General features: G+C 45.5%; 12 protein-coding genes and 1 riboswitch. Of the genes, 8 read left to right on the top strand and 4 right to left on the bottom strand.

The annotated features are described in order from the left end of the window. Positions 1 to 33: 33 nt before the first annotated feature. Positions 34 to 951 carry a UDP-3-O-acyl-N-acetylglucosamine deacetylase gene (lpxC, locus tag RH86_RS18620; RefSeq protein ID WP_005594078.1) on the top strand — a complete coding sequence of 306 codons (918 nt, stop codon included), beginning with the start codon at positions 34 to 36 and terminating at the stop codon, positions 949 to 951. Positions 952 to 1,029: 78 nt separating this feature from the next. Here lpxC and RH86_RS18615 read toward each other — a convergent pair whose 3' ends face one another. After that, complete coding sequence (locus RH86_RS18615) at positions 1,030 to 1,494, bottom strand: DUF721 domain-containing protein (protein ID WP_009387958.1); 465 nt, start codon at positions 1,492 to 1,494, stop codon at positions 1,030 to 1,032. A 320-nt stretch (positions 1,495 to 1,814) separates the two neighbouring features. On the opposite strand from RH86_RS18615, the gene secA reads away from it, so the two are divergent. From secA to RH86_RS18585, 6 genes are all read left to right on the top strand, one after another. Next, the gene (gene secA, locus RH86_RS18610) at positions 1,815 to 4,544 is read left to right on the top strand and encodes a preprotein translocase subunit SecA (RefSeq protein WP_009387957.1); all 2,730 of its coding nucleotides are present in this window, start codon (positions 1,815 to 1,817) and stop codon (positions 4,542 to 4,544) included. Positions 4,545 to 4,883: 339 nt separating this feature from the next. Continuing rightward, positions 4,884 to 5,282: an 8-oxo-dGTP diphosphatase MutT gene (gene mutT, locus RH86_RS18605; RefSeq protein ID WP_009387956.1), complete on the top strand. Its 399-nt coding sequence runs from the start codon at positions 4,884 to 4,886 to the stop codon at positions 5,280 to 5,282. Positions 5,283 to 5,398: 116 nt separating this feature from the next. Then, positions 5,399 to 6,208, top strand: coding sequence for a 4-hydroxy-tetrahydrodipicolinate reductase (gene dapB / locus RH86_RS18600; protein ID WP_009387955.1), 810 nt, complete (start codon positions 5,399 to 5,401; stop codon positions 6,206 to 6,208). A 515-nt stretch (positions 6,209 to 6,723) separates the two neighbouring features. Continuing rightward, positions 6,724 to 7,863, top strand: a complete 1,140-nt coding sequence (gene carA / locus RH86_RS18595) for a glutamine-hydrolyzing carbamoyl-phosphate synthase small subunit (RefSeq protein WP_009387954.1) — start codon at positions 6,724 to 6,726, stop codon at positions 7,861 to 7,863. Positions 7,864 to 7,879: 16 nt separating this feature from the next. After that, positions 7,880 to 11,110, top strand: a complete 3,231-nt coding sequence (gene carB, locus RH86_RS18590) for a carbamoyl-phosphate synthase large subunit (protein ID WP_009387953.1) — start codon at positions 7,880 to 7,882, stop codon at positions 11,108 to 11,110. 194 nt (positions 11,111 to 11,304) lie between these two features. Beyond that, positions 11,305 to 12,084 (top strand): TSUP family transporter, encoded by a 780-nt coding sequence (locus RH86_RS18585; RefSeq protein ID WP_005594088.1) that lies wholly within the window; start codon positions 11,305 to 11,307, stop codon positions 12,082 to 12,084. Here the strand turns inward: RH86_RS18585 and RH86_RS18580 are convergent. From RH86_RS18580 to grcA, 3 genes are all read right to left on the bottom strand, one after another. Further along, the gene (locus tag RH86_RS18580) at positions 12,014 to 12,880 is read right to left on the bottom strand and encodes a LysR family transcriptional regulator (protein WP_009387952.1); all 867 of its coding nucleotides are present in this window, start codon (positions 12,878 to 12,880) and stop codon (positions 12,014 to 12,016) included. The genes RH86_RS18585 and RH86_RS18580 overlap by 71 nt on opposite strands. 128 nt (positions 12,881 to 13,008) lie before the next feature. Further along, positions 13,009 to 14,469, bottom strand: coding sequence for an N-acetylglucosamine-binding protein GbpA (gene gbpA, locus RH86_RS18575; RefSeq protein WP_009387951.1), 1,461 nt, complete (start codon positions 14,467 to 14,469; stop codon positions 13,009 to 13,011). A gap of 88 nt (positions 14,470 to 14,557) precedes the next feature. Next, positions 14,558 to 14,645: riboswitch (cyclic di-GMP riboswitch) on the bottom strand. Positions 14,646 to 14,942: 297 nt separating this feature from the next. Beyond that, positions 14,943 to 15,320, bottom strand: coding sequence for an autonomous glycyl radical cofactor GrcA (gene grcA / locus RH86_RS18570; protein ID WP_005594091.1), 378 nt, complete (start codon positions 15,318 to 15,320; stop codon positions 14,943 to 14,945). A gap of 336 nt (positions 15,321 to 15,656) precedes the next feature. Between grcA and nfo the strand changes: the two genes are divergently transcribed. Further along, positions 15,657 to 16,523 carry a deoxyribonuclease IV gene (nfo, locus tag RH86_RS18565; protein WP_009387950.1) on the top strand — a complete coding sequence of 289 codons (867 nt, stop codon included), beginning with the start codon at positions 15,657 to 15,659 and terminating at the stop codon, positions 16,521 to 16,523. Positions 16,524 to 16,533 lie beyond the last annotated feature (10 nt).

Genomic DNA, 16,533 nt, shown 5'->3' with positions numbered 1-16,533 from the left:
GTGATTTGTAGCACTAAACCCTGAGGCAAGCAGATGATCAGACAACGTACTCTGAAAGAAATAGTGAAAACGATCGGTGTTGGTTTACACTCCGGCCGTAAAGTCGCTTTAACTCTTCGCCCAGCTGCTGCAAACACAGGTGTTATTTACCGTCGTACCGATGTTAATCCACCTGTTGATTTTCCAGCGGACCCAGAATCAGTTCGTGACACCATGCTGTGTACTGCACTTGTGAACGACCAAGGTATTCGTATCTCAACGGTTGAACACTTGAATGCGGCATTAGCAGGCATGGGTATCGATAACGTCATTATTGAAGTGGATGCACCTGAAATTCCAATTATGGATGGCAGTGCGAGCCCATTCGTATTCTTGCTTCAACAAGCAGGTATCGAAGAGCAAAACGCAGCAAAACGCTTCATCCGTATTAAGAAACCTGTTCGCTTTGAAGATGGCGACAAGTGGGCTGAATTTAAGCCTTATAACGGTTTCCGTATGGATTTTGAGATTGAGTTCAATCACCCAGCCATCGATGCTGACGAGCAACACCTAGTGTTTGATTTCTCATCACAAGATTTTGTGAAGCAGATTTCACGAGCTCGTACCTTTGGTTTTATGCGTGATATTGAATACCTTCAATCACAAAACCTTGTTTTAGGCGGCAGCTTTGATAACGCTATCGTACTGGACGAATACCGCATTCTGAATGAAGAAGGTCTGCGCTTTGAGAACGAATTCGTGACTCATAAAGTGTTAGACGCGATTGGTGACCTTTACATGTGTGGCCACCCAATCATCGGTGAATTCCGTGCATTCAAATCAGGCCATGGTTTAAATAACCAACTTCTACGCTCAGTACTTGCTGATCAAGAAGCTTGGGAATGGGTAACCTTTGAAGAAGAGCAAACCTCACCGGTTGCCTTCGCTGACCCAAGCATGGTTCTAGCGTAAGCGCGAAAGAATAAAAAAAACCAGTCAATCGACTGGTTTTTTTACGTCTAAATTTAGTTAACGGTATGCAAACGGCGATTATTGCTCTTGCTTACGTTGAGCCAATTTGGCCAAGCTTTCTAAGCGAGCCTTAATTTTTGGCGGCGCATTTTCAGCGATACCTTGCAAATACTCTGCGGCGATATCTGAAATCGGCTCACGTGGCTTTATATCCTGTGGCTTATAGTCCTTGCGGCTACGATATAGCTCAGGATTAATCTGCACATCAATTGCAATTAAACGAGCGAAACCTTGGCTGCGCAATTGGCTCAGAATGTGTAAGCGATCATAGCTTAGCTTCATTTTCATTGCGGCACTGGCGACCTCAATCACCAACTGACCATCGCGCACATTTGCCGCGCGGCAATGATCCACCGTTTGTTTAGGTAAAATTTCTTTCAGCAGCTCATTAATCGCCATGATCTCTTTGGCATGCTTTTGCAAATCCGCAAAGCGAGAGTCGGAGATAATATCGTTACTGAGCGTGGGACGATGGTCGCGCATGAGAGGCTCTTATCAAAGGTGATAGTGTTAGTTTAACCAACCCAGCACCAAGCGAATAGCCCAATAACGGATAAAGTTACGCCATTCAAGGGCAAAAAATCACAAGTGCTTCAAACAAATCACTAACAGATTGGTTGTTCGTGATAAAATTCCTTAAACTACTCCCCACTTAAAAATCAGTTAAGCCTTGAAAATTTGAGTTCTCACCACAATATTTGGGATTAATGATTTAACTCAGTATTCTTAGTTTAAAACTGGTAGAGACTGAAGGCATTAAGATACGATCGTGCCCGATCGAATGATAGAGAGATTCATACAAGATGATTACTAAGCTACTGACAAAGGTAATTGGCAGTCGCAATGACCGTACCTTGCGTCGCCTTAAGAAAATTGTAAAAGAGATCAATAATTACGAGCCAACGTTTGAAGCTCTCTCTGATGAAGAACTAAAGGCTAAAACGGTAGAGTTCCGCCTGCGCTTAGAGCAAGGTGAAGACCTTGATAAATTGTTACCTGAAGCATTTGCTACGGTACGTGAAGCGTCTAAACGTGTTTATGGCATGCGTCATTTCGATATGCAGCTGGTCGGCGGTATGGTGCTTAATGCAGGCCAAATTGCAGAGATGCGTACTGGTGAAGGTAAAACGCTAACGGCGACCTTACCAGCTTACCTTAACGCGCTTCCTGGTCATGGTGTTCACATTGTAACGGTGAATGACTACCTTGCTTCTCGTGATGCGGAAACGAACCGCCCATTATTCGAATTCTTAGGTATGACGGTTGGCGTTAACGTGCCAAACATGCCTCCTCAAGCGAAAAAAGAAGCTTACCTAGCCGATATTCTATACGGCACAAACAACGAATTTGGTTTTGACTACCTACGTGACAACATGGCTTTCCGTGCGGAAGACCGCGTTCAACGTTCTCGTTTCTTCGCTGTTGTCGATGAAGTGGACTCGATCTTAATCGATGAAGCGCGTACCCCTTTGATTATCTCCGGTCCTGCGGAAGACAGCTCAGATCTTTATACGCGTATTAACACCTTGATTCCTGAACTGCAAAAACAAGATCAAGAAGATTCAGAAGAGTACCGTGGTGATGGTCACTACACAGTCGATGAGAAATCTAAGCAAGTTTACTTAACGGAAACTGGCCAAGAGTTTGTTGAAGAACTGATGGTGAAGAATGGCCTAATGGAAGAGGGTGATACGCTTTACTCTCCGACTAACATTAGCCTATTGCACCACGTAAACGCGGCACTGCGTGCCCACGTTCTGTTCGAGAAAAACGTCGACTACATCGTCAATGAAGAAGGCGAAGTGGTTATCGTTGATGAACACACCGGGCGTACAATGCCGGGTCGTCGTTGGTCAGAAGGTCTGCACCAAGCAGTGGAAGCAAAAGAAGGCGTTAAGATCCAAAACGAGAACCAAACACTCGCATCGATCACCTTCCAGAATTTCTTCCGCCTTTACGACAAACTGTCAGGCATGACAGGTACAGCAGACACTGAAGCATTTGAATTTCAATCAATCTACGGTTTGGAAACGGTGGTTATCCCAACCAACAAACCAATGATTCGTAACGATATGCCAGATATGGTCTACCGCACTGAAGTTGATAAGTTCAATGCGATCATTGAAGACATTAAAGAGCGCGTTGCGAAAGGCCAGCCATCATTGGTGGGTACCGTCTCGATTGAAAAATCTGAGCTACTTTCTAATGCACTGCAAAAAGCCAAGATTAAACACAATGTTTTGAACGCTAAGTTCCACGAACGTGAAGCGGAAATTGTTGCTGAAGCGGGTACTCCGGGTGCGGTTACGATTGCAACCAACATGGCAGGTCGTGGTACCGATATCGTGTTAGGTGGCAGTTGGCAGTCTAAAGTTGAACAACTTGATAACCCAACGAAAGAACAAATCGACGCGATTAAAGCGGAATGGAAAGTCATCCATGATCAAGTTCTTGCGGCGGGTGGTCTACACATCATTGGTACTGAGCGTCACGAATCTCGCCGTATCGATAACCAGCTACGTGGTCGTTCTGGCCGCCAAGGCGATGCTGGCTCTTCACGCTTCTACCTATCAATGGAAGACTCTCTTCTACGTATCTTTACTTCAGATCGCATGGCGAGCTTAATCCAAAGTGGTATGGAAGAAGGTGAAGCGATTGAATCGAAGATGTTGTCTCGTTCAATTGAAAAAGCGCAACGTAAAGTAGAAGGTCGCAACTTCGACATTCGTAAGCAGCTACTTGAATACGATGATGTAGCGAACGATCAACGTAAAGTTGTCTACGAGCTGCGTGATGAGCTAATGGTTGCTGAAGATATCAGCGAGATGATCGAGCAAAACCGTGCTGACGTATTGACGGCAATGATCGACGAATACATTCCACCTCAATCTCTTGAAGAGATGTGGGATGTTGAAGGTTTGCAACACCGATTGAAGAACGACTTTGATATTGAAGCGCCAATTCAACAGTGGCTAGAAGCCGATGACAAACTTTACGAAGAAGCACTACGTGAAAAAATCATCGAACTTGCCGTTGAAGTGTACCGCAAGAAAGAAGAAGTCGTTGGCGAGCAAGTACTACGCAACTTCGAAAAATCAGTGATGCTACAAACACTCGATACACTGTGGAAAGAGCACCTAGCAGCGATGGATCACCTGCGTCAAGGTATCCACCTACGTGGCTATGCACAGAAAAACCCGAAACAAGAGTACAAACGTGAATCGTTTGAACTGTTTGAAGGTTTGCTAGATTCATTGAAAACCGACGTTATCATGGTGTTGTCACGTGTACGTGTTCAACAACAAGAAGAAGTTGAGCGTATGGAAGAGCAACGTCGTGCACAAGCAGAAGCGGCGGCACGTCTTGCACATGCTCAACATGCGAGCGCAGAAAACCCTCTTGCTGATGGCGAAGAAGCGGCAGAAGCACAGCCACAAACAGTGGTTCGTGATGAGCGCAAAGTTGGTCGTAATGAGCCTTGCCCATGTGGTAGCGGCAAAAAGTACAAGCAGTGTCACGGTCAAATTGGCTAACTTCGTTTGAATCGTCGCTGTAGCTGATGATTGCAGTGTCGGTGGTACTCACTTACTAACGTAAGCTCCGTGCCACCCCCTCGCACTCACCGAGTTACAACTTAGGTCCATAATGCTTACTAAATAGAGAGTCGCTTAGGCGGCTCTTTTTTTAAGTAAAATTTGTATTCTCATCTTTTTACGTCATTCCCTAGAGCGAAGCATGAGCGTAATAGGGAATCTGATCGGTTCTCTTTGGTTTGCTGTGGGATGAGATCCCCAACTCGGTCGTTCCTCCCTCTTGAGGATGACGCAATATGAGCCAGGTTAGTTAAGAGTTTTAGTTAGGAACACCATCATATGAAAAGAATCCATATCGTTGCGGCGGTGATTTTCAATCAAGACAAATCGCAGATTTTTATTACTAAGCGTCCCGATGATAAACATAAAGGCGGATTTTGGGAGTTTCCCGGAGGCAAAGTTGAGTTAGGCGAAACGACAGAGCAAGCGATGATCCGTGAGCTCGATGAGGAGATCGGCATTCACGTCACTGAGCAGAGTCTATTTGAACACTTTGAATATGATTATCCGGATAAATCGCTTAAATTTGATTTTATCTTGGTCACCAATTTTGCGGGTGATCCTTATGGGCGCGAAGGCCAGCAAGGCGAGTGGGTAAAGATCAAACAGTTAGAAAATTACGCATTTCCAGAGGCAAACGTGCCGATTTTACAGCGTGTGATCAAAGAGTTTTCTTGATCTATGTCTCAAAAAGCTAGCCAGCACAGCCATTTATTGGTAGTTTAGTGCACAAGATCGTTTTCTCGAGGTGAGGATCTTTTCATCTCGATACACCAAAATGGAGAATGAGTGCAATGGTCAGAATTGCAATCGCAGGAGCGGCAGGCCGTATGGGCCGAAACTTAGTTAAAGCAACGCATCTTAATCCTGAGTCTCAAGTTGGAGCTGCATCAGAGCGCCCTGAGTCTTCGTTGGTTGGGGTAGATGTTGGTGAACTATGTGGTGAAGGCAAATTTGAAGTTGTCCTAACCAATGATCTTGCCTCTCAAATTGACAGCTTTGATGTCATCATCGATTTTACTGCACCAAGCAGCACATTAACCAACTTAGAGCTTTGCCGTACCCACGGTAAGAGCATCGTGATTGGCACAACGGGTTTTAGCGATCAAGAGCGTGAACACATTGATGCGGTCGCGAAGGAAATTCCTGTCGTCATGGCTCCGAACTACTCAGTCGGCGTTAACTTGGTGTTTAAACTGCTGGAAAAAGCCGCCAAAGTCATGGGTGACTACTGCGATATTGAAATTGTCGAAGCACACCACCGTAACAAAGTCGATGCGCCATCAGGCACTGCGATTGGTATGGGTGAAGCGATTGCCGGTGCAATGGGTAATAAGCTCAACGATGTGGCCGTATATGCTCGAGAGGGCATCACTGGTGAACGAACCAAAGACGAAATTGGCTTTGCTACCATTCGCGCAGGCGACATTGTTGGTGAGCATACGGCAATGTTTGCTGATATTGGTGAACGTGTTGAGATCACTCATAAAGCGACGGATCGTATGACCTTTGCTAATGGCGCAGTAAAGGCTGCTGTTTGGCTGAATGGTAAGCCAGCAGGCTTCTATACTATGACCGATGTACTGGGTTTAAATGATCTTTGATCTCTTCGTTAGTAAAAATCTATAAAGACCATTAAACATATTTATGCGTCAGCCTCGGCTGGCGCTTTTTGTATCTGCTCGATATGGCAAAAAAAATTAACTAGACAAAATATGCGCATATTAGCCCTTTATGATGCTATTTATGGCTCTTTGAGTTAATAAGTGGTGATAGGGCTTGTATTTTGTGTGTTTAGTTGGTGTGAGTAACGTTTGCTTTATGGTTTTTTCTGGTTGTCTGTCTTTTTGCTTTCTAATTTGAGGCGATAACCAAGAGTTACTGCTGTTGGTTAAGTTAAAAGCAAGTAAACTTGGTTTTTTGACTGTTTTGGTGAGGTTTTCTTATAAAGCGTCGTAAATGTGCATTTTATTTTACTATGAATGTTGACACTGGTCACAACCGTTATTAGAATAACGCCAATTTGTCTGTCAGACCTAAAAATGCTTTTTTATGGCGAAATGGAAGGCAATGTTGCAAAGTTATTTATTTTTTATGCATTTTTATTCTGGAGGTTGCCTTGAGTAAATTAGCACTGTTAGTCCTGGAAGATGGGACAGTGTTCAGCGGAGTGTCCATCGGCGCAGATGGTATTTCCGTTGGGGAAGTCGTTTTTAATACCTCGATGACGGGGTACCAAGAAATTCTCACTGATCCTTCCTATTCACAACAAATCGTCACTCTTACTTATCCTCACATTGGCAATACCGGAACCAATTCCGAAGACGAAGAATCCTCTTCCATTCATGCTCAAGGCCTTGTGATTCGCGATCTCCCTCTTATCGCTTCTAATTTCCGTAACGAACAATCCCTTTCTGATTATCTCAAGTCGCAAAACATTGTCGGCATCGCAGATATTGATACTCGCAAACTCACTCGTATTCTTCGTGAAAAAGGTGCCCAAAACGGCTGTATCGTCGCTGGCAATAACCTTGATGAAGCATTAGCGCTTGCGAAAGCAAAAGAATTCCCTGGCTTGAAAGGTATGGATCTTGCGAAAGAAGTTACAACAAAAGAAGCGTATCAATGGAAACAAGGTTCGTGGACGCTTACGGGTGGCCTTCCAGAAGCAAAAGATGACAGTGAGTTGCCATACCACGTTGTCGCTTATGACTTCGGTGCCAAGCGAAACATCTTGCGCATGTTGGTTGACCGCGGCTGCCGCTTAACGGTGGTACCGGCTGAAACCTCAGCGGAAGAAGTTCTAGCTCTTAATCCAGATGGTGTTTTCTTATCGAATGGTCCTGGTGACCCTGCGCCATGTACTTACGCGATTGAAGCAACCAAAGTCTTCCTAGAAAAAAACATCCCGTTATTTGGTATCTGTCTGGGTCACCAAATTCTTGCGCTCGCCTCTGGTGCGCAAACGGTGAAAATGAAGTTTGGTCACCACGGTGCTAACCACCCAGTAAAAGATTTGGATCGCGGCGTTGTGATGATTACTTCACAAAACCACGGTTTTGCTGCGGATGAAAAAACGCTACCGGAAACGTTACGTGCGACACACGTATCTCTGTTTGATGGTTCTTTGCAAGGTATCCACCGTACTGACAAACCAGCATTCAGCTTCCAAGGTCACCCAGAAGCGAGCCCAGGTCCTGAAGACGCGGCTCCACTATTTGACCATTTCATCGAACTCATTAAAAAACACAGCGCTTAATTCGGAGTAGTAGATAATGCCAAAACGTACTGACATTCAAAGTATTCTAATTCTTGGTGCTGGTCCGATTGTAATCGGTCAGGCATGTGAGTTTGACTACTCTGGCGCACAAGCGTGTAAAGCACTGCGTGAAGAGGGTTACCGAGTTATCCTTGTGAACTCAAACCCTGCCACCATTATGACAGACCCAGAGATGGCCGATGCAACCTATATCGAGCCTATCCAGTGGGAAGTCGTACGTAAGATCATTGAAAAAGAGCGCCCTGATGCTGTATTGCCTACCATGGGCGGTCAAACAGCGCTTAACTGTGCACTAGACTTAGAGAAACACGGTGTTCTTGCTGAGTTTGGCGTAGAGATGATCGGTGCAACCGCTGATGCGATTGATAAAGCAGAAGACCGTTCTCGCTTTGATAAAGCAATGAAGTCGATTGGCCTTGAGTGTCCAACGGCAGATACAGCCAAAACAATGGAAGAAGCTTACAAAGTTCTCGATATGGTTGGCTTCCCTTGTATCATTCGTCCTTCGTTCACCATGGGTGGTACGGGTGGCGGTATTGCATACAACAAAGAAGAATTTGAAGAAATCTGTCGTCGTGGCCTGGATTTATCGCCAACTAACGAGCTGCTAATCGATGAGTCATTGATCGGTTGGAAAGAGTACGAGATGGAAGTGGTTCGTGACAAAAACGACAACTGCATCATCGTCTGTGCGATTGAAAACTTCGACCCAATGGGTATCCACACCGGTGACTCAATCACGGTGGCACCAGCACAAACGCTAACCGATAAAGAATACCAGTTGATGCGTAATGCATCGCTAGCGGTTCTACGTGAAATCGGCGTTGAAACTGGCGGTTCAAACGTTCAGTTTGGTATCAACCCGAAAGATGGCCGTATGGTTATCATCGAGATGAACCCACGTGTATCTCGCTCTTCCGCGCTTGCTTCAAAAGCAACGGGTTTCCCGATTGCTAAAGTAGCAGCAAAACTGGCGGTTGGCTTTACGCTTGATGAGTTGATGAATGACATCACTGGTGGCGCAACACCAGCATCATTTGAACCAACTATCGACTATGTTGTGACTAAGATTCCTCGTTTTAACTTCGAGAAATTTGCCGGCGCAAACGACCGTCTGACGACGCAAATGAAGTCAGTGGGTGAAGTGATGGCGATTGGTCGTAACCAACAAGAGTCACTACAAAAAGCATTACGTGGCCTAGAAGTGGGCGCAAGTGGTTTTGACGAAATGGTTGACCTTGAGTCACCAGACGCACTATCAAAAATTCGCCATGAGCTAAAAGAAGCTGGCGCAGAGCGTATTTGGTACATCGCCGATGCATTCCGTGCAGGCTTATCTGTTGATGGCGTGTTCAACCTAACGCAAATCGACCGTTGGTTCCTCGTTCAAATTGAAGATCTAGTCAAAATGGAAGAGTCAGTTAAAGCCGGAGGCTTTGCTGGTTTGACCGAAGACTTACTGCGTAAACTGAAACGCAAAGGCTTTGCGGATGCGCGTCTATCGAAACTGCTGGGTGTTGCGGAAAGCGAAATCCGTCGCCTACGTGACCAGTTCGATATTCACCCGGTTTACAAGCGTGTTGATACTTGTGCGGCAGAATTTTCTTCAGATACAGCATACATGTACTCATCTTATGATGACGAGTGTGAAGCTAATCCAACCGATAAAGACAAAATCATGATTTTGGGTGGCGGTCCAAACCGTATCGGCCAAGGTATTGAATTTGACTACTGTTGTGTACACGCATCACTGGCACTACGTGAAGACGGTTACGAAACCATTATGGTCAACTGTAACCCTGAGACGGTATCAACCGACTACGACACGTCAGACCGTTTGTACTTTGAACCAGTAACACTGGAAGATGTATTAGCGATTGCCCGTGTTGAAAAGCCAAAAGGTGTTATCGTTCAGTACGGTGGTCAAACGCCACTGAAACTGGCACGTGCACTAGAGGCGGCAGGCGTACCAATCATTGGTACGAGCCCTGATGCGATTGACCGTGCAGAAGACCGTGAGCGTTTCCAAGTCGCGGTTGACCGTTTAGGCCTGCTACAACCACAAAACGCAACGGTAACGACCATGGAGCAAGCGATTGAAAAATCGCGTGAAATCGGCTTCCCATTGGTGGTTCGTCCTTCGTATGTACTGGGTGGTCGTGCGATGGAAATCGTTTACGACGAGCAAGACCTACGTCGTTACTTCAACGAAGCGGTGAGCGTATCTAACGAATCACCAGTATTACTTGATAGCTTCCTAGACGACGCTGTTGAAGTTGACGTTGATGCGATTTGTGACGGTGAGCGCGTAGTGATTGGCGGAATCATGGAGCATATCGAGCAAGCGGGTGTTCACTCTGGTGACTCGGCATGTTCACTGCCTGCATACACGTTAAGCCAAGAAATCCAAGATGTAATGCGTGAGCAAGTTGAAAAACTGGCGTTTGAGTTGGGTGTTCGTGGCCTAATGAACACACAGTTTGCGGTAAAAGATAATCAAGTTTACCTAATCGAAGTAAACCCACGTGCGGCACGTACCGTACCGTTTGTTTCGAAAGCGACTGGTGCACCACTAGCGAAAATCGCTGCACGTGTCATGGCGGGTCAATCTTTAGAAGCTCAAGGCTTTACTAAAGAAATCATCCCACCTTACTACTCAGTAAAAGAAGTGGTATTGCCATTTAACAAGTTCCCTGGTGTTGACCCACTGTTAGGCCCAGAAATGCGCTCGACAGGTGAGGTGATGGGTGTTGGCGCTACGTTTGCAGAAGCGTACGCAAAAGCAGAACTTGGCTGTGGCAGCGTTTACCCTGAAGGTGGCCGTGCGCTACTGTCAGTACGTGAAGGCGATAAGCAACGCGTAGTGGATTTGGCCTCTAAACTGGTTAAGCTTGGTTACCAACTGGATGCAACGCACGGTACTGCGGTTATCCTTGGCGAAGCGGGCATTAACCCTCGCTTGGTAAACAAGGTTCATGAAGGTCGTCCTCATATTCTTGACCGTATCAAGAACAATGAATACACCTACATTGTGAACACGGCTGCTGGTCGTCAAGCGATTGAGGACTCTAAAGTTCTTCGTCGTGGCGCTCTGGCTGAGAAGGTGAACTACACCACAACGCTAAACGCTGCGTTTGCGACCTGTATGGCGCATACTGCTGATGCGAAGAGTACAGTGACGTCAGTGCAAGAGTTGCACGCGAAAGTGAAAGCCTCTCAAGCATAAACTCAGTTATTGGTCATATTAAGCCCGCTCATTTGAGCGGGTTTTTTTATGCCTTGGTAATCGGCACTGACGGCTTTTCTACTGATATTGGAATTAATGAAAAATGGGAATGAGTGATAATCGAATCTTTCGTTAACTGAATTGATTGAGTAGTGATAACTTAACGCTATTGGATTTATTACCGTGACGAACAAATGGAACTTTCATTCGAAATACTCACGCTGCTGTTTTTGGTGGCGAGCTTGGCTGGCTTTATTGATGCGATGGCTGGTGGTGGTGGTTTATTAACACTTCCTGCATTGCTTGCGGCGGGTGTTCCGCCAACTCAAGCACTGGCGACCAATAAACTGCAAAGCTCATTTGGCAGCTTTTCTGCTACTTGGTATTTTGTCCGTAATGGCATTGTCAGCATTAAAGAGATGCGCCTGGCGATTGCGTGTACCTTTATTGGTTCAGCGGTTGGTGCAGAATCGGTGCAGCATATTGATGCTGGGGTGTTGACCAGTTTGATCCCACTATTGCTGGTGGCCATTTCTCTCTACTTCTTATTAATGCCAAAAACTCGCGAGCAGCAAGGTAAAGCAAAAATTTCTGAGGCGATGTTTGCTTTTTGTGTTGGTGGTGGTGTTGGTTTTTATGATGGCTTCTTTGGCCCAGGAACTGGCTCAATTTTTACCGTTTGTTTTGTCGCGTTAGGGCACTTTTCGCTGGTGGATGCGACGGCGCGTACTAAAGTGTTGAACTTTACCTCGAATATTGCGGCGTTATTGTTCTTTATTCTCGCTGGTTTACCAGTATGGGAGCTTGGCTTAGTGATGGCGGTGGGTGGTTTTCTTGGCGCTCAACTTGGCGCGCGAGTGGTGGTGACTAAAGGTCAAAAATGGATAAGACCTTTAGTGATCATTATGTCGATGTTGATGGCAGGCAAGTTACTTTGGCAACAGCATCACCAATGGTTGCTATCAATGTTTTAATGCGGCTATTACGATAGGATGCCGGGCGAACACAGATGTGAATGGGCCGTGAAAGCGATTTTAGTGAGGGAAAATAGTGGCACTGTTTCTCCTCGATATTGAGTGTTTTTATCACCGATAACGGCACGAGTGCCGGGGCGATACCTGCCAGCGCTAACTTTGCAGCCGCCGCGTAAGAGTCCATCTCCATGATAGGTAACATATTGAGTTGGCTTAGAATCGCTTGTTGGTATGAGTTCGCTGGGTTGGAGAGATCATTGGTGATGATTGTCTCTGGCAGCGTACTGATTGGGCGATGAAAGACAATGTAGAAGGGTTCATCAAAGAGATGGAAAACCATCAGTTGGTGGTGCGTGGGGAGATTACCAGCACATATCCCAAGGTGTGCTTTTCCGGATTGAACATGCTCAACAATTCTTGGCGTATGATTGGTCGTGATGCTTAGGTAAGGATCATGAGTAAAATACTCGCCGAATATTTCCGCTAAGTAACCGGCAACCAGTGTTTCAGAACAGTCCAGCTTTAAAGGGCTGTTCTCAATGATGTTTTGCTGTTCATAAATAAGTCCCCGTAACTCATTAAAAGTGGGACCGATACTCTCAATAAGATTGAGCGCCTCACGTGTTAGCTGCACGTTTCTGCCGTCGGGAACAATCAGCTTCTTGCCCAGTTTCTTTTCTAAGTTAGCAATGCGTTTACTCACTGCCGATTGGCTAATATAGAGCAAGCTACCCGTGCGACTCATGGTTTTAGCTTTGCTTAACGTCAGAAGTGTTTCAATACCTTCAAGCAACATAGAGTGACTTATGAAAAATCGGAATGAATACCTCACTGTAGCGCAACGTCATTGGCAACGCACATAAGAACGGCACTTAATAAAGTGCCGTTGCTGTTTCTTCTCTAAAAATTGTGAACGCTAGGAACTTAGTTCACTTTGTCCCACGCCATTGACCAATGAGAGCCCGTCGCTGGCTCATACTGGGTGGCTGTTTGTGTCCATTGAGCGCAGTAGCCTGAGTATGGGAAAGCTTTACATTGGTAAACTTGACCATCACTGGCGAGCACTTTTGTACCTGCGGTATAGCTTTTTAGTCCTTCAGGGAAGACAAAATCATAGTCACCCGCTGGCGGAGGCGTCACTTCAGCGATTAGATGGAAATCTAACGTTTCTTGATTGATCAAGTTGCCAGCCTGATCTTTGATTCGGCTGATCAACATATGGTGGCCCGCTTGAGATTTAGCCAGCGTGAGATCGACCGCTTTAGATTGCCCATCTACCAGTTCGCCACTCCAACTCGCCAGCGCTTCACGGCCATGATTATAAACCGTTAACTCCGCGTGCAGATCACCGCTAGCATTTAGCGTCAATGCCAGTTCAGTCGGTTGTTCTGTGACAGTATATTCAGATTGTAAGCCTGCAATGTTAAGTGCGTAATCGGGAACAACCGTGTCAATCTCATAGCCAATTTCTACACGAGTGAGTTGGCTATCGTTTTGTAAATAGATCGGATTGGTACCGTAAACAGGGGTGAAAGTGCCTTGCTGTAGTTGGCCTGCTTTGATCGCTGTTTGCTCTTGGTTTACCTTGTTTGCTAGAGCATAAGACCAGTTTTTAGCTTGAGTTAGGGCAGGGCTATCGATCGCCAATTCAGTACGATAAGCTTGGTTTTCACCAGCGTGATCAAATACGCGGGTAAAGACGCGATCACCAATATTTAGATCGAGTGTTGGTGAGATCTGGCCTGCTTGATTCCACTCAGGAAGCACGGGGCCTTGACCATCAAATTGCACGTCAATCACATTGTAGAATGCAGCGGCAGTATCACCCACATCCCAAACTGCAAGAATGACATGGTAGCCCTTACGTTCAGGGACGTTACACGCGTGGCTAACTTGCTTTGGTGGTTGAACCATATTGCCTTCGATGACACAGAACGGATTCAGATCAAACGACGCTCGTGAGAGTTGCGCATTTGGATTCCAATCCGCTTTAGTGATGTAGTATTTCCAATCGCGAGTGACGTGGTTGGCAGTAAAGGTCCATTCAAAGTTTTGCTGTCCAGCCGTAATCGGGCGCTTAACCCAACGATCCGCAGTTTGTTCATCTAATGCTGTGGCCAGTGCTGATTGTGCACTGGCAATTTTGCCATCAGCAGGGCCAGCTTCAGGGAAGCCTTCAGGGCCTTCCACACTTTGTGGTTCATATTGAATGGCACCACAGTTGCTGTTTTTCTCATTAGTATCAGAGGTCGGGAATTTACATAGCGCAACACGGCTTGCTGCGATGCCATCATTGAACGCAGAGACGTAGCCGTGAGCGGCAACTTGCCCACTTAGAGCGGTAAGAGCGAGTGCCAATAAGGTTTTATTTGGACGTGATTTCATCACATGTTCCTTTTTAGGTTGACAAAAAATTGCCACACCTCGGCATGTGAAAAGGGCGATAAACCCTCAACACTTGATTGAGCGATCAAGTGGCGGCTCCGCTATCGTGGATAAATATTATCGTTAGACCGGAAGCTTTGCGTCCCATTTTTTCAAATGGTTTGCCGACAGTGTGTTTGTACCAATCAAAACAAGTCTTTGCTTGTTCTACTTGTTATGAGCTGGAGAAATTTAGCTTAGAAAGTGAAAAGAGCGCGACAGAATCCAACGCGAGATGGAATCAACATCTCCTTTGGTATTGCCTCTTTTTGATTTTCTTTCTTTTGCGCTACCGGGATAGATTCTTTAGGCTTCTATTTGCGGTATTTTTTTGAGATGTTTCGCCTGTTTTAGGTGGCGAAGAAAAGAAAAGCAGGCCAAGGCCTGCTTTTCAAATGCGTGTCTAAATTTACCTTCGTCAGAGACGAGCTAAATTATAGAGATTCAGTGAACGTACGTGCGATAACGTCGCGTTGCTGCTCTGTCGTTAGAGAGTTGAAACGTACAGCGTAGCCCGATACACGGATGGTTAGCTGTGGGTAGTTCTCTGGGTGAGCAACGGCGTCTTCAAGAGTTTCGCGACGTAGAACGTTAACGTTTAGGTGTTGACCACCTTCAATGCGTGGTGCAGTTTCGATTGCCACTTCACGGCTTTCGTATTCGCCTAGATCGTTAATCGCAATAACTTGGTCAGCTTGGTAGCCAGCAGATGCCGCAACACAACGTGCTTCGTTCTTTTCGCTGTCTAGTAGCCAGATAGAGTTTAGTAGATCGTCGTTAGCTGCTTTAGTAATCTGAATACCTTGAATCATTACTGTCTCCTAATCCACATTTTCTGTGGTGTTATTGGTGTTAATTTTCAATATTTTTGTTGAGCTAAGTATTATATAGCTAATATCCATTATAATAATATTGATTTAGGTCAAAAAACAACTAAAAACCTTATTTTTTTGAAGGGGATTTTATTGCGTTAAATCAATAAAAGTCTTTAAAAACTGCAAATTACAATTTATTTTATAATATAAAAAATAGTTACAACGGTCATTTTGTAGTAATTTTACTACAAAATGACCATTTTTAAGTCAACTATGCGGACTAACTACTTGTTAGGTGGTGGTCAAACTGAAAGAGTAAAGTGATTAAATAACATGAACAAAAACTTCGGAACTAAGTATATCGGTGCGCATGTTTCTGCCGCTGGTGGGGTTGATCAAGCGCCGATGCGAGCACGTGAAATTGGCGCCAATGCTTTTGCGCTTTTCACTAAAAATCAGCGTCAATGGGTAGCAAAACCGCTTGAAGCCAAAACCATTAGCGCCTTTAAAGCTAACTGTAAAATGCTGGGCTTTAGCGCCGAGCACATATTGCCTCATGACTCTTACTTGATTAACTTAGGTGCGCCAGAAGAAGAGAAATTAGAAAAATCGCGCGCCGCTTTTATTGATGAAATGGAACGATGTCATCAATTGGGGTTAACGCTGCTCAATTTTCATCCCGGCAGTCACCTTAACAAGATCTCTGAAGCAGAGTGTTTGGCGAAAATCGCTCATTCAATAAACTTAGCGCACCAAGCTGTACCAGATGTGATAGCCGTAATCGAAAATACTGCAGGGCAAGGCTCAAACCTTGGTTGGCGATTTGAACATCTCGCGGCGATCATCGATCAAGTAGAAGATAAATCTCGTGTTGGCGTGTGCCTTGATACCTGCCATACCTTTGCAGCAGGTTATGATCTCTCTAGCCATGACGCGTGTGAAGCAACGTTTGCCGAGTTTGATCAAGTGGTGGGCATGCATTATTTGCGTGCAATGCATATTAATGACTCCAAATCGACATTGGGTAGCAAGGTTGATAGACACCATGCGCTGGGTAAAGGAGCCATTGGTTGGGACTGTTTTGAGTACATAGCGAAAGACAGCCGGTTCGATGCGATCCCTCTTATTCTTGAAACCATAGAACCAGAGCTGTGGCCAGTGGAAATCAAGCAGTTGCGTGAGTGGCATCGCCAAGCGTAATTTCATACCC

Origin of the sequence: Vibrio sp. N418 (assembly GCF_000222565.1) — a bacterium.
Classification (GTDB): domain Bacteria; phylum Pseudomonadota; class Gammaproteobacteria; order Enterobacterales; family Vibrionaceae; genus Vibrio; species Vibrio scophthalmi.
The sequence above is the reverse complement of the archived record's forward strand: the minus strand, read 5'-3'. Positions and strand labels throughout refer to the sequence as shown.

What these genes read in the sequence shown, in the direction of transcription:
- lpxC (WP_005594078.1), top strand. Translation starts at nt 34, where the DNA reads ATGATCAGACAACGTACTCTGAAAGAAATAGTGAAAACGATCGGTGTT.
- RH86_RS18615 (WP_009387958.1), bottom strand. Translation starts at nt 1,494, where the DNA reads ATGCGCGACCATCGTCCCACGCTCAGTAACGATATTATCTCCGACTCT.
- secA (WP_009387957.1), top strand. Translation starts at nt 1,815, where the DNA reads ATGATTACTAAGCTACTGACAAAGGTAATTGGCAGTCGCAATGACCGT.
- mutT (WP_009387956.1), top strand. Translation starts at nt 4,884, where the DNA reads ATGAAAAGAATCCATATCGTTGCGGCGGTGATTTTCAATCAAGACAAA.
- dapB (WP_009387955.1), top strand. Translation starts at nt 5,399, where the DNA reads ATGGTCAGAATTGCAATCGCAGGAGCGGCAGGCCGTATGGGCCGAAAC.
- carB (WP_009387953.1), top strand. Translation starts at nt 7,880, where the DNA reads ATGCCAAAACGTACTGACATTCAAAGTATTCTAATTCTTGGTGCTGGT.
- RH86_RS18585 (WP_005594088.1), top strand. Translation starts at nt 11,305, where the DNA reads ATGGAACTTTCATTCGAAATACTCACGCTGCTGTTTTTGGTGGCGAGC.
- RH86_RS18580 (WP_009387952.1), bottom strand. Translation starts at nt 12,880, where the DNA reads ATGTTGCTTGAAGGTATTGAAACACTTCTGACGTTAAGCAAAGCTAAA.
- gbpA (WP_009387951.1), bottom strand. Translation starts at nt 14,469, where the DNA reads ATGAAATCACGTCCAAATAAAACCTTATTGGCACTCGCTCTTACCGCT.
- grcA (WP_005594091.1), bottom strand. Translation starts at nt 15,320, where the DNA reads ATGATTCAAGGTATTCAGATTACTAAAGCAGCTAACGACGATCTACTA.
- nfo (WP_009387950.1), top strand. Translation starts at nt 15,657, where the DNA reads ATGAACAAAAACTTCGGAACTAAGTATATCGGTGCGCATGTTTCTGCC.